Here is a 13,865-nt window from a genome sequence, read left to right as displayed (position 1 = left end):
CTGCCTGGCGATGGCTTAGCGGGCCTGTTTGAAGGCCGATGTAGCGATAGCCCATTGCCCCAACCAGTAGCTGAGCATGATCGCCAATGGCGCAGCCTCGAAGGACGCAACAAAACGGTTAATGCCGATCAGGCTGTCGGACAGCACAAACAAGGCCGCACCTGCGGCGGCCAGGTGTGTCGAGTGGGTATTCAGGCCCGGTTGGCCGAGGCGGGCGAGGGCGCGCCAGAGCATGGCGCTGATCGCCAGGGCGTAACAGGCCACGGGAATTAGCAGCGGGCCCAGATTAGCGCTGGCGAGGACGGTGAACATCGTTCCGCCAGTGGCCAGCGCAAGAATCAAAGCGAGCCAGGCGGGTTGTTTGCAGTCGCTCAGGTAGGCGCGCAGGTAGGCCAGATGGGCCAGCAGGAAGGCGCCTAGTCCGAAAACGAACAGGTCGCCCGGCCAGTCGAGCAGGATATCGCCCGCCAATGAGCAGAGCAGGCCGAGGCTGATCCAACGTCGATACAGGCCGCTGGGTGCCGTTCTCAACCACAGCAGCAGGGCAATCACTGGAATGCCTTTGCTGAGCAGGCCCAGTTCATTCATGCCGCTGAGCCGTGTAAGGAGGAATATCGCAGCACCCAGCAAACCCAGCAGCAGATAACGCATGACCCTTGTCCTTGATACTCGAAAGGTCAGCACTATGGCCAATTGCTAATTGGCTGGCCACGCCGTGGATGCCACTTAGGTCAGCATTTCGCGCCAGTAGCAGCAGGCTGTTGAAAAACTACCTACGTTGCCATCGCCGCGTTAAAAACAGGCTCGTGCGCGAGTCCGATCAAAATGCTCATTTACAGCTCGTAAACTCCGCTTTTCGCCGTTTTGACCAGCCGAAGGCTGTTACTAACGTAGCGCCTTGCGCTGGCTGCCTCGCCTACGTTTTTCAACGCCTTGCTAGCGAGCCTTGATCGTGCAGTTGAAGCGCTGGGCGGGCACTACGCCGACTTCCCAGGGGCGTTCATAGGTTAGGGCCAATAGGCCTTCGCCTGCTTTGATGACCTCGAAACGCCAGGTGGAAACCCCGGCGCTGCCGACCAGGCCGGCATCTTCCGGGTTGCTGTAGACCTCCGGGCCGAGGCTTTTCAGCACCTGGGGTGCGGAGTCACGCAGCAGCCAACGAAAACCGGTGGTGGGATTGCTCGGCAGGCGTAGGTTGAATTGCTGGCCAACGTGCAACGACAGCGGGCATTTGCTCTGCTGGTTTTGCTCCAGGGTCACGCTGCTGGGCGTTTGTGCGCAGGCGGCGAGCAGTGCAAGGCTGAGTGCCACTGTCAGGCGGGGGGCAAGCATGGTGAGCTCCTGGCGAATGTCGAGGCTGCCAGCATAGCCGCTAGGTCCGCCCTGCGGGAGCCTGTGCTGAGAACGTCGTCTGCAGTGGCGCGCGCAACTGCTGGAAGAATTGGTCGGTCAGCGGTGTGAGCAGGGCAAAGCACTCGTGGCGTGCCAGGCGTACTTTTCGCCTGTCGATCAGCTCATGTTCCAGGCGTTGCAGCACCTGCTGTTTCAGGCTTGGCGGACATTGACTGTTTAGGGCGATCAGCACCCATTTGTCGTACAGGCTGCAGTTTTTCCGGGCAAAGGGTTAAAGTTGCACCTCTGTTTTCCAGGGTTGCACTTTTCATGTTCAACGCGCGGTTGATGCGTCTTGATGACCAGGCCCACGAACACACTCACGACCATCATCAACTGGTGCTGTCGCTAGCTGGGCGTGCCGAATTTGAAGTTAACGGTCGGGGCGGCGAGGTGTGCCGCATGCGCGCCTGTCTGGTGCCGGGGGATGCCGATCACCAGTTCGCTGGCATGGGGGACAACCGCATGCTGATCATCGATCTGGACGAGCAGGGCACCTCCAGTGAAGACCTGCAGCTGCTGACCCGTCTGTTTGAAACGCCACGCTACCCGCAACTGGATGCCGATTTCCAGAACCTGCTGAGCTATGCCGGCGCCGAGCTGGAACGCTATGGCTCCGATCCATTGCTTCCCCGTGCCCTGGGGGGCGTGCTGCTGCGTGCCTTGCACCTGCGCCTGTTTGGCGAGCCCCAGACGCGGCCCATGGGGGCGCTGAATGTGGAGCGGCTCGACAGTTACATCACCCAGCATTTGGCGCGGCGTATCAGTGTGGCTGAGTTGGCACAGGTGGCCTGTCTCAGCCCCAGTCATTTCCATGCGCAGTTCAAGGACAGCGTCGGTTTGACGCCGCATCAGTACCTGCTGAAAACACGCCTGGATCGGGCTGTACGGCTGTTGCGCGAGAGCGGCCTGCCGCTGATCCGTATCGCGGAAGAGTGCGGTTTCTCCAGCCAGAGCGCGCTGACCACCGCTATGCGCCGCTATCTGGGCCTGACGCCGAAACGCCTGCGTAGCGCCGAATAACTGAGCCCTCGACGGTTATTGGGTAGCACGCTGCATACATTTGCGTGATGGTTGCAGTCGACGAAGCGTGAACTTTCGCACATGGACGGCTAAGCTGTGGCCCACGCAGGTTTTTCCTGTTCCCGGGCAAGGATGCTGCCGGTGGTTAAGTGTGCCCATAAAGTGCGAGTAGTCTTGATGAACAAGCCCCTATACCTGTCCACACTTTCACTGCTCGGCATGCTGCTGTTCAGTACAACGCTGTCCGCTGCCAGTCTGCAAGCCGAGCTGGTGGACAGTGAAGGGCAGCCGCTGGTCAATGCTGTGCTTACCTTGCGCAGCGAGGTTGCACCCGTGGTTGCACCTGCCGCGTCGGTGATGGATCAAATCTCGCAGCAATTCGCGCCCAATGTACTGGCTGTGCGCAGCGGTACTGCCGTGTCGTTCCCTAACAGCGACAACATTCGCCATCACGTCTATTCGTTCTCGTTGGCTAAGCGCTTTGAGCTACGCCTCTACCAGGGTACGCCGAGCGAGCCGGTGGTTTTTGATAAGCCCGGTGTGGTGGTGCTTGGCTGCAACATCCACGACTGGATGGTGGGTTATGTCTATGTCACTGACGATCCGTGGTTCGCGGTGAGTGATGCGCAGGGCAAGCTGAACCTGGAGCAGTTGCCGGCAGGGACCTACACCGCCAGCCTGTGGCACCCGCAAGCGCCGGATATGTTGCCGCAGACTGCCGGCCAGGTGCAGCTGACAGAGGCCGGTAGCCAGCAGCGCTTTACCCTGTCCATGCAGGCTCCTGGCGTTCAAACCGCTCCGAGTGCGCCGGTCAGCGCTTTTGGTGATGCATTCAAGAAGGCACGCGATGCTGCGCAATAGCTTTCAGGCGCGAATTGCCGGGGTACTGGTACTGCTGCTGTTGGTGGTTGTGGGGGCGCTGTATGTGGCGGTGCAGACTGCCACCAATGCAGCCGTACGCAGCCAGGCACGTGAGCAGTTAGACGTCGGCAGCCTGGTCTTTCAGCAATTACTCGAGGTCCGTGGCCGTCAGTTGCACGACGCGGTGCAGGTGCTGGCCGCTGATTTTGGCTTCAAGGATGCTGTGGCCAGTGGCGACACCGAGACCATTCGCTCGGCGCTGGCCAACCATGGTGCGCGGATCAATGCCCGTGCGGTGATGATGCTGGGCCTGGATGGCAATCTGGAGGTCAGCAGTGATCGGCAGATTAGCGGCGAGACAGCCCAGCGCCTGAGCGTCCAGGTGATGCAGCGCCAGCGTGAGGGCGTGCAGATATTCCTGATGCCGATTGCCGACAAGATTTACCTACTGGTGCAGGCCACGGTCACCGCGCCGTTGCCGATTGCCCGGGTGATGATGGGCTTTCAGGTTGATGACGTATTTGCCGCCGAACTGCGTGAGCTGACCCACCTGGACCTGACCCTGCAGGCGACCCAGGAGGGTGTGGCCGATATCTGGATCAGCACTCTGCAGCCTGCGCAGCGTGAGCAGCTGCAAGGCAGCATGGCTGAATTGACCAATGATGCGATAAGCCAGATCGGTGAGGAGACCTACCTTAATCAGACCCTGGTGCTGGCCAGTGGTGACGGCTTTGAAGTACGCGCGCTGCTGCACAAGTCTCTGAGTCAGGCGCAGCAGGCGTTTGCCCCGCTTGATCAGAATATTCTGCTGATTGCCCTGGTGGCACTGACCGCCTCATTGGGCGGCGCCTTGTTGCTGGCGCGCTCGGTATCGCAGCCGGTGCAGCAGTTGGCGGCGGTTGCCGAGCGGGTGCGCCAGGGCGATTATCAGGCCAGCCTGGACCTGCAGCGCACTGATGAATTGGGGCGTTTGGCCACGGCCTTCAAAGCCATGCAGCAAGGCATTGCCGAGCGTGAGCGGCAGCTGGCGCACAATGCGCTGCATGACGCGTTGACGGGCCTGCCCAACCGCACGCTGGCGCTGGAACGCCTGGGCAGTGCCATCAGGGCAGGAAGACCGACGTCGTTGCTCTACTTGGGCGTGGCGAATTTTCGGGCCGTCAATGAAAGCCTTGGCGCTGAGGGAGGCGACCTGGCGTTGCAGCAACTGAGCCGACGCCTGCAGGCCGTGTTGCGTCCTGGTGATAGCGTGGCTCGGATTATCGGCGATGAATTCCTGCTGCTACTGGAAAACACCAACAGCGACAGTGCCGTGGGTATTGCCGACAAGGTTCAGCAACTGTTGCTCAAACCGTTGCGCGTCGCCACCCATGATTTCGCCTTGGATTGCCGCATTGGCATTGCCAGTTATCCGGTGGACGGCAACGCCCCTGAAGAGCTGCTGCGCCGGGCGAGCATTGCCATGCAGGATGCGGCTGGCATGCCCAGCCATCTGCAGGTGTATCAGCAGGGTCGTGATGATGCCCAGCAGCGGCAGATTCGCCTGATTCGCGATTTGCGGCATGCCCCTGATAAAGCAGAGTTGTTGCTGCACTATCAGCCCAAATTAGACATCGCAGCCGGCCAAGTGCGTCAGGCTGAAGCCCTACTGCGTTGGCAGCACCCGACGCTGGGCATGGTCTCTCCGGGTGAATTTATCCCGCTGGCCGAACGCACCGGCAGTATCCAGTTGTTGACTGCTTGGGTCATCGAAGAGGTTCTGCGTCAGTTACGTGAGTGGGCGGGGCGTGGGCTGCGCGTGCAGGTGTCGTTGAACATCTCCACCGACGACCTGATTGACCCTCAGTTGCCGGCGCGGGTCAGTAAATTGTTGGCCGAGTATCAGGTCCCGGCCGAGCAGCTTATTTTTGAAATCACTGAAAGCGGTGTGATGCTCAATCCTGAGGTCGCGCTGCAAGTGCTGCATGGTTTGCGGGCATGTGGCATCAGCCTGTCGGTGGACGACTTTGGCACGGGCTATTCTTCCCTGGCGCAGCTAAAGCGCATGCCGGTGCAGGAGTTGAAAATTGATCAATCATTTATCCGCGACCTGGACGATGCCAGTGAGGACTCAGTCATCGTGCGTTCGACCATCGAGATGAGCCACAGCCTGGGCCTCAAGGTCGTAGCTGAAGGGGTCGAGTTCGAGCGCAGTCTGCAATTGCTCGGGCGTTGGCAGTGCGACACCGCCCAGGGCTACCTGATCAGTCGTCCACTGGCGGCGCAAGCCTTTGAAACCTGGATGGCGCAGTACGTCCACGCCCCCTCGACGTTGGTGCATTGAATATGACTTACCTGCCACGCTGCATTGTCCTGCTGCTCGGCCTGCTGGCCAATCTGGCCTGCGCCGATGGCCGATTACTGGCCACCGGTGGCGCCAGCAGCATTGAAGGCGCCGCCGGTGGCGGGATTACGCCCTGGGCCTTGTTGTCTGGGTATGGTGAACGCGGGGAGTGGGGCGCGGATGTATTCGCCACGCGGGTTGAGACGGGCGATTACCGTCTGGACGTGGCCGGTGTCGGTGTCGCTTTCGACAACCGTATAGAATTGTCTTACGCCCGTCAGCGTTTTGATCTGGGTAACCTGGCGCGCGGCCTCAATTTGCCTGAGAACAGCCTGAGTCAGGACATCTTTGGCCTCAAAGTTCGCCTATTCGGTGATCTGATCTACGACCAGTTGCCGCAAGTTTCTCTGGGCATTCAGCACAAGCGCCAGAAGGATTTTCTGATTCCCAGCCTGGTTGGCGCCCAGCGTAGCGAAGACACCGAGGGTTACCTCACGGCCAGCCGGCTGATCCTCGGCGGCGCCTTTGGCTACAACCTGCTGCTCAACGGCGGTATTCGTTACAGCCGAGCCAATGAGCTGGGGCTGTTGGGCTTTGGCGGTGACCGCCGAGATCGTCATTCAGTGCTCAAGGAAGGTTCGGTCGCTGTGCTGTTCAATCCGCGTTGGGCGCTTGGGGTCGAATACCGCGAAAAGCCGGATAACCTGAGCTTTGCGGGTGAAAGCGATTGGGCCGACTTGTTTCTGGGCTACTTCCCCAACAAGAATCTCGCCGTGGTGCTGGCGTATGCGCGCCTGGGCGAGATTGCCACACTGGATCATCAGGACGGGGTTTATCTGTCCGTGCAGGGGAGTTTCTAGGCATGCGCAGTGTGCTGTTAGCGATAGTTCTGACCCTGGCGGCCTGCGCTCAGCAGCCGCCCAAAGACGACAGCCTGTACCGTGAGTTGGGTGAGCAGGCCGGGATCACTCGTATCGTTGAAGGCATGCTGCTGAACATCGCTGCTGATCCGCGCATCGTTAGGCACTATGAAAATATCGATATCGAGCGTCTGCGCGACAAACTGGTGGAGCAGATCTGCGTCGAAGCGGGCGGCCCCTGCACGTACACCGGCGACAGCATGGAAGAGAGCCACAAGGGCCAGAACCTCACGCCGAGCGACTTCAACGCACTGGTGGAAAACCTGCAGGAGGCAATGAGCGCGCAGAACGTACCCATGCCGGCGCAAAACCGCCTGCTGGCGCGCCTGGCGCCGATGCGTGCGCAGATAATTGACCGCTAGAACGTCTTTCGACCACACCTGCTACACGGTCGTCCTGCTGTGTAAACGCTGAGCTTGGCAAATACCTCCGCTGCAGTTCAAGCCGGAGCCAGTCACCCCGCTACGAGGCTGTTGCCGGCTCAATGCGACAGTAGCGTGTGCGGTTGCCGGATTGTATGGGGGATTAACGCAACGTCTGGGCTATCGCCTGAATGTCGGCGCGGTGACTTATCACCAGGCTGAGTTCGCCGTTCTCACCGATAAAATCCTGCGGTGGCATCAGTTTCTGGTAGGCCGCCAGTTCCTGAAGTGAGGGTAGTTCGGCGGTTGGCGTGTGCTCCTTGATGGCGTGATAGAGCGCCAGGTTGACCAGATCCAGCAATTGCAGGCTATGCCCCGGGCTGCATTGCCAGTTGCCGGCGTTGCGAATGATCTCGATGTATTCGTTATGCACCGACCATTTCTTCAGCACGATGATGCCGAGCGATTTGCTGTACTCCTGGCACAGCTTTGAATAGAGCTCGTTAGAGGGTGTTACGCGTTCACTTCTGAACGCTGACAGCACGGCAAGGGTGCCCACCTCGCTGAGCAGGCTGGCGAGCAACGCGTGCTCCGCCGTCACATGGCCCAGCAAGCGTGCCAGCATGGCGCTGATGCTGGCTTTGATGACCAAGCGCTCCCAGGCCTCGACAAATAGCCGTTTGTGCCCCGGGCTGTGCAGGGTGAACAGGCTTTTGATGCTGTGCACCATGGTAATTCGGTCAACTTCAGCCATGCCAAGCATGCTGATCACTTCGTGCAGGGTTTTGGGCGGCAGGGTGTGGCGATAAAGGGCGCTGGAGGCATGTTTCATCAGCAGGGCGCTTAGGGCGGGATCGCGGCTGATCAGGCGCACCAGGGTGTTTCGGGAAATATTGGGGTCACCCAAGGCGCGACGGATATCGAGGGTAATGGTTGGTAGGCTGGGCAATTGCTCTTCGCCCTGCATTAACTGTGAAACGACACGGCGGTATATGGAGTAATCGGATGCTTCACTCTGCAACACACACCTCCAACTTGATGAATGCAGTCTAGATGGCTGTCCTGCGTCTGTTGGACATGACGATGGATGGCAGGGCCAGCAACGCGTGCGTTGTCTTTCTGCTTTAAACGCTATTTGTAGGAAGTTCCCGCTGCTGGAGTTTTTTGCAAAAACTCCAGAGTTTTTTGTAAGAAGCGTTCATGCATCTGCCACTAAATTCCATGCTCGATTTACACAGTGCGCAGGTTTCTGCTCATAGGATGCCCCAACAAGTCAGCGAGTTTGGGCTAGACCTAACACAGGCAATGAGCAGATAAGGACCGTGCATGAGCGCAACAGTCTTCATTGTTAGGTTCTTGTCCGGCCATGTTACTGCGCACTTTGTAGTGAGCAATGCAGCATTTTTACCAGTGTGCAGCGGTTTTCAAACCGGCCAGTGCATGCATGGTCCCGCCAGGGGTAAGGCGTTGGCGGGCCATTAAAAGGATTTTTACGGGCGACTGTCTTGCGGCATGCGCCCGTTGTTGTATTGGGGCTCCAGAGCCTTTTTACGATCTCGCACGCTAACGCGTTGATAGGCGTTTTTACGCCGCGGCGACGAAGCACAGCCGATCGTAAGCAGGTTCTTTGTGCCTCGGTTGCGGTAAGTAGCTTCACCTGCATAGGCAGGCGTGCAATGCCACGTTGGCAATGGGGGCTAATCCCTGTTGCTGAAATAACAACAATCAAGAGGGGAGCCCCCCAATGACTGCAAATACTCCGATGCTCGTCACCTTTGTGGTGTACATCGCGCTCATGGTGCTGATTGGCCTGTTCGCGTACATGCGCACCAAGAACCTTTCCGATTACATCCTGGGCGGTCGCAGCCTGGGCAGTTTTGTTACCGCCTTGTCGGCGGGGGCATCGGACATGAGCGGCTGGCTGCTGATGGGCTTGCCAGGTGCGGTATACCTGTCCGGTCTGTCCGAGGGCTGGATCGCCATCGGCCTGATTGTCGGTGCTTACCTGAACTGGTTGTTCGTCGCTGGCCGTCTGCGCGTGCAGACCGAGCACAACGGTAACGCCCTGACCCTGCCTGATTACTTCACTCACCGCTTCGAAGACAGCAGCCGCGTGCTGCGCATCTTCTCTGCGCTGGTGATTCTGGTGTTCTTCACCATCTACTGCGCCTCCGGTGTTGTGGCCGGTGCCCGCCTGTTTGAAAGCACCTTCGGCATGTCCTACGAGACCGCGCTGTGGGCCGGTGCTGCGGCGACCATCGCCTACACCTTCATCGGTGGTTTCCTGGCGGTAAGCTGGACTGACACCGTGCAGGCTACCCTGATGATCTTCGCCTTGATCCTTACCCCAGTCGTGGTGCTGATTGCCACTGGCGGTGCCGATGCGACTTTCGCAGCGATCGAGCTCAAAGATGCAACCAACTTTGACATGCTCAAAGGCGCGACCTTTGTTGGCGTGATCTCCTTGATGGCCTGGGGCCTGGGCTACTTCGGTCAGCCGCACATCCTGGCGCGTTTCATGGCCGCTGATTCGGTTAAATCGATTCCTGCAGCCCGTCGTATCTCCATGACCTGGATGATTCTCACCCTAGGCGGTGCCGTGGCTGTGGGTTTCTTCGGTATTGCGTACTTCTCCGCCAACCCGGACCTCGCAGGCCCGGTAACCGAGAACCCAGAGCGCGTGTTTATCGAACTGGCCAAGCTGCTGTTCAACCCATGGATTGCCGGCATTCTGCTGTCCGCCATTCTGGCTGCAGTGATGAGCACCCTGAGCTGCCAGTTGCTGGTGTGCTCCAGTGCCCTGACCGAAGACTTCTACAAGGCCTTCCTGCGTAAAGATGCGTCGCAGACCGAGCTGGTATGGGTCGGCCGTGGCATGGTGCTGCTGATCGCGATCGTCGCCATCATGCTGGCTGCCAACCCGGAAAACCGCGTACTGGGCCTGGTGTCCTACGCTTGGGCAGGCTTCGGTGCTGCGTTCGGTCCGGTGGTGATCCTCTCGCTGGTATGGAAGCAGATGACTCGCAACGGCGCGCTGGCCGGCATGCTGGTGGGTGCCCTGACTGTAATCCTGTGGAAGAACTTCCTCGGTCACCTGGGCCTGTACGAAATCATCCCAGGCTTTATTTTCGCCACCATCGCCATTCTGGTGTTCAGCAAGATCGGCAGCGGCCCATCGGCCAGCATGATCAAGCGCTTCGACGAAGCCGAGAAGGAATACCAGTCGGCCTGATAGTTTGAAATACCTGGCAACTGGCTGGTCGCTCAGTTGCCCCGCGGACCTGTTTCGCGGCGATGTGCGTGCGACTCGATAGTGCTTCGCCGGCCCACACCCTTGGTGTGGGCCGGCTTTTTTATGGCGACTTATCCTGAGGCTCACCCTGGCTGACGTTACGGCGCAGGGGCATAGCGGCCTCCAGGTATTTTTTATGCTGATGCCCAATCACGCTGGAGGCTTTCGGTTGTTCACCGGCTTGGCTATGGTGGCGGGGTTTGTCTTAATCGAGCTGTCCGTACAGGTTCTGCATGACTCAATCACCTAAAAATCCGCTACACGGCGTCACCCTTGAAGCCATTCTCACCGCATTAGTGGCTCAGTATGGCTGGGATGGTCTAGCTGAACGGATTGATATCCGTTGCTTCAAGAGTGACCCCAGCATCAAGTCCAGCCTGACTTTTTTACGCAAGACGCCGTGGGCGCGGGAGAAGGTCGAGGCGCTGTATGTCCGTTCGCAAACACGGAAATAGACGCTAAGCCCCAGTTCAAAATTTGGCACCCTTGTTGCAATACCTCTGCAAACGCCGCGAAGCGTCAAAAAACCGCGGCCAGTGGAGGTAGAGATGAGCCAGGGTGTTGAATTCAATCGCTTGATGCTGGAAATGCGGTCCATGCAGGCCGACGCCATGGCGCGTCAGAAGCCTGTCGCCAGCACGCCAGAACCCGGTGCGCCAAGCTTCTCCGAGATGCTCGGGCAGGCGGTGGGCAAGGTCAACGAAACCCAGCAAGCCTCCAACAAACTGGCAACTGCCTTTGAGATGGGCACCAGTGGCGTGGATTTGACGGACGTGATGATCGCGTCGCAGAAAGCCAGCGTTTCCTTTCAAGCCATGACCCAGGTGCGCAACAAGCTGGTTCAGGCTTATCAAGACATTATGCAGATGCCGGTTTAAGGGTAGGGCTGAATCATGGCTGAAGCCGTCGCTGCAAACGTACCTGCCACCACCGGTGGTGATGAGCCGAAGAAACCGCTGTTCGGCCTGACCTTTCTGGAAAACCTCGCCGATATGTCGATGTTGCGCCAGATTGGTTTGTTGGTCGGTCTGGCTGCGAGTGTGGCCATCGGTTTTGCTGTGGTGCTGTGGTCGCAGCAGCCGGATTATCAGCCGCTGTATGGCAGTCTCGACGGTATGGACGCGTCCCAGGTCATGGAGACGTTGTCCGCGTCTGATATCAAATACACCGTGGAACCCAATTCTGGCGCGCTGCTGGTCAAATCAGGCGACCTGGCGCGCGCCCGTATGCGCCTGGCTGCGGCTGGCGTTGCACCGAAAGACAATAGCGTCGGTTTTGAGATTCTCGACCAGGAGCAAGGCCTGGGCACCAGCCAGTTTATGGAAGCCACCCGCTATCGCCGCGGCTTGGAAGGTGAACTGGCGCGTACCATTTCCAGCTTGAATAACGTTAAAGCGGCCCGTGTACACCTGGCCATCCCGAAGAGTTCGGTGTTTGTGCGTGATGAGCGCAAACCCAGCGCCTCGGTATTGGTTGAGTTGTATTCCGGGCGCGGCCTGGAACCGAGTCAGGTCATGGCGATCGTCAATCTGGTCGCCAGCAGCGTGCCGGAAATGGACAAGGCCCAGGTAACCGTGGTCGACCAGAAGGGCAATCTGCTGTCGGATATTCAGGAAATGTCCGAGCTGACCATGGCCGGCAAGCAGTTCGATTACAGCCGCCGCATGGAAAGCCTGTTCACCCAGCGCGTGCACAACATCCTGCAACCGGTACTGGGTTCGGGTCGCTACAAGGCCGAAGTTTCGGCGGATGTGGATTTCAGCGCGGTGGAATCCACCTCGGAAATGTTTAACCCGGATCAACCTGCGCTGCGCAGCGAGCAGTCGGTCAACGAACAACGTACCAGCAGCCTGCCGCCACAAGGTGTCCCCGGCGCGCTGAGCAATCAGCCGCCTGCAGCCGGCGCCGCGCCGCAGCAAGCGGGTGCCGCTGCGCCGGCCGTGCCTGGGCCGATTGCTGCCGGGCAGCCGCTGCTGGATGCCAATGGCGCCCAGATCATCGATCCGGCCACCGGTCTGGCCATGTTGGCGCCGTACCCAGAGGACAAACGCGAGCAGTCCACACGCAACTTCGAGCTGGATCGTTCGATCAGCTACACCAAGCAGCAGCAGGGGCGCCTGCGCCGGCTGTCGGTAGCGGTGGTAGTGGACGATCAGGTGAAAGTCGACGCAGCCACGGGCGAAACCACGCGCGTGCCGTGGAGCAGCGATGACCTGGCGCGGTTTACCCGCCTGGTACAGGACTCGGTAGGTTTTGACGCCAGTCGGGGTGACAGCGTCAGCGTGATCAATACGCCGTTCTCCGCCGAACTGGGCGAAGAGATGATTGATATCCCGTTCTACACCCAGCCGTGGTTCTGGGATGTGGTCAAACAAGTCCTCGGTGTGCTGTTTATTCTCATCTTGGTATTTGGTGTGCTGCGCCCAGTCCTCAACAACATCACCAACGGCGGCAAAGGCCAAAGTGACGGCCGTGATGGCGATGTTGAGCTGGGTGAAATGGGCGCACTGGGTGGTGATCTGGCTGAGGACCGTGTGAGCCTGGGCGGTCCGCAAAGCATCCTCCTGCCAAGCCCGAGTGAGGGGTATGATGCACAACTGAACGCCATCAAGAGCCTGGTCGCCGAAGACCCGGGCCGCGTAGCCCAGGTTGTGAAAGAGTGGATTAACGCCGATGAGTGATAATCGAACCGCCACTAAATTGAGCAAAGTCGACAAGGCCGCGATTCTGCTGCTGTCGCTTGGTGAAACCGACGCCGCCCAGGTGCTGCGTCATCTGGGCCCGAAAGAAGTCCAGCGGGTCGGTGTGGCCATGGCCGGTATGCGCAATATCCAGCGCGAGCAGGTCGAACAGGTGATGGGGGAGTTTGTTGACATCGTCGGTGATCAAACCAGCCTGGGCGTTGGTGCCGATGGTTATATTCGCAAGATGCTCACGCAGGCATTGGGCGAAGATAAAGCGGGCAGCCTGATTGACCGTATTTTGCTCGGCGGCAGCACCAGTGGTCTCGACAGCCTGAAGTGGATGGAGCCGCGCGCCGTGGCTGACGTGATTCGCTACGAACACCCGCAAATTCAGGCCATCGTCGTGGCTTACCTGGACCCCGATCAAGCCGGTGAAGTACTCGGGCATTTTGACCACAAGGTACGCCTGGACATCGTCCTGCGCGTGTCGTCACTGGAAACCGTGCAGCCTGCCGCGCTGAAAGAACTCAACGACATCCTTGAACGGCAGTTTTCTGGCAGCGCCAATACGTCCCGTGCCGCATTGGGCGGGGTCAAACGTGCGGCGGATATCATGAACTTCCTCGACAGCTCGGTTGAGGGTCAGCTGATGGACTCAATCCGCGAAGTCGACGAAGACCTTTCCAGCCAGATCGAAGACCTGATGTTTGTCTTCGACAACCTGGCCGATGTCGACGACAGGGGTATTCAAGCCCTCATGCGCGAAGTGTCGTCGGATGTGCTGGTGCTGGCGCTCAAAGGTGCTGACGAGGCGATCAAGGAAAAAGTCTTCAAGAACATGTCCAAACGAGCCGCCGAACTGCTGCGCGACGATTTGGAAGCCAAAGGCCCGGTACGCGTCAGCGACGTGGAAACTGCGCAGAAGGAAATTCTCACCATCGCCAGGCGCATGGCCGAAGCCGGGGAAATTGTCCTGGGCGGCAAGGGCGGCGAGGAAATGGTTTAACA

Annotated in this window: 14 protein-coding genes; 10 read left to right on the top strand and 4 right to left on the bottom strand. The window is 59.1% G+C overall.

What is annotated here, in order from left to right:
- Positions 1-15: 15 nt before the first annotated feature.
- The 3 genes from HBN63_RS00950 to HBN63_RS00940 all read right to left on the bottom strand — a co-directional run bounded on the left by HBN63_RS00950 (position 16) and on the right by HBN63_RS00940 (position 1,585).
- Entirely contained in the window at positions 16-651 is a 636-nt protein-coding gene (locus HBN63_RS00950; protein WP_170048038.1) for a lysoplasmalogenase, read from the bottom strand.
- Between the two features lie 285 nt (positions 652-936).
- A complete protein-coding gene (locus HBN63_RS00945; protein ID WP_170048037.1) occupies positions 937-1,332 on the bottom strand; it encodes a protease inhibitor I42 family protein in 396 nt (131 codons plus the stop codon).
- 40 nt (positions 1,333-1,372) lie between these two features.
- Positions 1,373-1,585, bottom strand: a complete 213-nt coding sequence (locus HBN63_RS00940; RefSeq protein WP_170048036.1) for a hypothetical protein — start codon at positions 1,583-1,585, stop codon at positions 1,373-1,375.
- Between the two features lie 77 nt (positions 1,586-1,662).
- Here HBN63_RS00940 and HBN63_RS00935 point away from each other — a divergent pair, with 77 nt between their 5' ends.
- The 5 genes from HBN63_RS00935 (at position 1,663) to HBN63_RS00915 (ending at position 6,881) form a co-directional block, all read left to right on the top strand.
- Entirely contained in the window at positions 1,663-2,415 is a 753-nt protein-coding gene (locus tag HBN63_RS00935) for an AraC family transcriptional regulator (protein ID WP_160087956.1), read from the top strand.
- Positions 2,416-2,592: 177 nt separating this feature from the next.
- Positions 2,593-3,276 (top strand): methylamine utilization protein, encoded by a 684-nt coding sequence (locus HBN63_RS00930; RefSeq protein WP_262498847.1) that lies wholly within the window; start codon positions 2,593-2,595, stop codon positions 3,274-3,276.
- The gene (locus tag HBN63_RS00925; protein ID WP_170048035.1) at positions 3,263-5,599 is read left to right on the top strand and encodes an EAL domain-containing protein; all 2,337 of its coding nucleotides are present in this window, start codon (positions 3,263-3,265) and stop codon (positions 5,597-5,599) included. The genes HBN63_RS00930 and HBN63_RS00925 overlap by 14 nt, the downstream gene beginning before the upstream one ends.
- Before the next feature lie 2 nt (positions 5,600-5,601).
- Positions 5,602-6,459: a DUF3034 family protein gene (locus HBN63_RS00920; RefSeq protein ID WP_170048034.1), complete on the top strand. Its 858-nt coding sequence runs from the start codon at positions 5,602-5,604 to the stop codon at positions 6,457-6,459.
- 2 nt (positions 6,460-6,461) lie between these two features.
- Positions 6,462-6,881 (top strand): group 1 truncated hemoglobin, encoded by a 420-nt coding sequence (locus HBN63_RS00915; RefSeq protein WP_170048033.1) that lies wholly within the window; start codon positions 6,462-6,464, stop codon positions 6,879-6,881.
- Between the two features lie 163 nt (positions 6,882-7,044).
- Here HBN63_RS00915 and HBN63_RS00910 read toward each other — a convergent pair whose 3' ends face one another.
- Positions 7,045-7,902 (bottom strand): HDOD domain-containing protein, encoded by an 858-nt coding sequence (locus tag HBN63_RS00910; RefSeq protein WP_170048032.1) that lies wholly within the window; start codon positions 7,900-7,902, stop codon positions 7,045-7,047.
- Positions 7,903-8,625: 723 nt separating this feature from the next.
- On the opposite strand from HBN63_RS00910, the gene putP reads away from it, so the two are divergent.
- From putP to fliG, 5 genes are all read left to right on the top strand, one after another.
- Positions 8,626-10,113 (top strand): sodium/proline symporter PutP, encoded by a 1,488-nt coding sequence (gene putP / locus HBN63_RS00905; RefSeq protein WP_160087948.1) that lies wholly within the window; start codon positions 8,626-8,628, stop codon positions 10,111-10,113.
- Positions 10,114-10,406: 293 nt separating this feature from the next.
- Complete coding sequence (locus tag HBN63_RS00900) at positions 10,407-10,628, top strand: VF530 family protein (RefSeq protein ID WP_108490472.1); 222 nt, start codon at positions 10,407-10,409, stop codon at positions 10,626-10,628.
- Between the two features lie 93 nt (positions 10,629-10,721).
- Positions 10,722-11,051, top strand: a complete 330-nt coding sequence (gene fliE, locus HBN63_RS00895; RefSeq protein WP_090252062.1) for a flagellar hook-basal body complex protein FliE — start codon at positions 10,722-10,724, stop codon at positions 11,049-11,051.
- A gap of 15 nt (positions 11,052-11,066) precedes the next feature.
- Positions 11,067-12,854: a flagellar basal-body MS-ring/collar protein FliF gene (fliF, locus tag HBN63_RS00890; RefSeq protein ID WP_167145329.1), complete on the top strand. Its 1,788-nt coding sequence runs from the start codon at positions 11,067-11,069 to the stop codon at positions 12,852-12,854.
- On the top strand, positions 12,847-13,863 hold the full coding sequence (gene fliG, locus HBN63_RS00885; protein WP_090252067.1) for a flagellar motor switch protein FliG: 1,017 nt from the start codon (positions 12,847-12,849) through the stop codon (positions 13,861-13,863). Before fliF ends, fliG begins: the two co-directional genes overlap by 8 nt.
- The last annotated feature ends 2 nt before the right edge of the window (positions 13,864-13,865 follow it).

Origin of the sequence: Pseudomonas sp. WS 5011, assembly GCF_012985775.1 — a bacterium.
Taxonomy (GTDB): domain Bacteria; phylum Pseudomonadota; class Gammaproteobacteria; order Pseudomonadales; family Pseudomonadaceae; genus Aquipseudomonas; species Aquipseudomonas peli.
Note: the sequence above shows the minus strand (reverse complement) of the source record. Positions and strands in the feature narration are given on the sequence as shown.

Bases quoted from the DNA above. Each gene is read 5' to 3' on its own strand.
- HBN63_RS00925 (WP_170048035.1), top strand. From the start codon at position 3,263: ATGCTGCGCAATAGCTTTCAGGCGCGAATTGCCGGGGTACTGGTACTG.
- HBN63_RS00915 (WP_170048033.1), top strand. From the start codon at position 6,462: ATGCGCAGTGTGCTGTTAGCGATAGTTCTGACCCTGGCGGCCTGCGCT.
- HBN63_RS00920 (WP_170048034.1), top strand. From the start codon at position 5,602: ATGACTTACCTGCCACGCTGCATTGTCCTGCTGCTCGGCCTGCTGGCC.
- putP (WP_160087948.1), top strand. From the start codon at position 8,626: ATGACTGCAAATACTCCGATGCTCGTCACCTTTGTGGTGTACATCGCG.
- HBN63_RS00950 (WP_170048038.1), bottom strand. From the start codon at position 651: ATGCGTTATCTGCTGCTGGGTTTGCTGGGTGCTGCGATATTCCTCCTT.
- HBN63_RS00900 (WP_108490472.1), top strand. From the start codon at position 10,407: ATGACTCAATCACCTAAAAATCCGCTACACGGCGTCACCCTTGAAGCC.
- HBN63_RS00945 (WP_170048037.1), bottom strand. From the start codon at position 1,332: ATGCTTGCCCCCCGCCTGACAGTGGCACTCAGCCTTGCACTGCTCGCC.
- HBN63_RS00930 (WP_262498847.1), top strand. From the start codon at position 2,593: ATGAACAAGCCCCTATACCTGTCCACACTTTCACTGCTCGGCATGCTG.
- HBN63_RS00935 (WP_160087956.1), top strand. From the start codon at position 1,663: ATGTTCAACGCGCGGTTGATGCGTCTTGATGACCAGGCCCACGAACAC.
- fliF (WP_167145329.1), top strand. From the start codon at position 11,067: ATGGCTGAAGCCGTCGCTGCAAACGTACCTGCCACCACCGGTGGTGAT.
- fliG (WP_090252067.1), top strand. From the start codon at position 12,847: ATGAGTGATAATCGAACCGCCACTAAATTGAGCAAAGTCGACAAGGCC.
- fliE (WP_090252062.1), top strand. From the start codon at position 10,722: ATGAGCCAGGGTGTTGAATTCAATCGCTTGATGCTGGAAATGCGGTCC.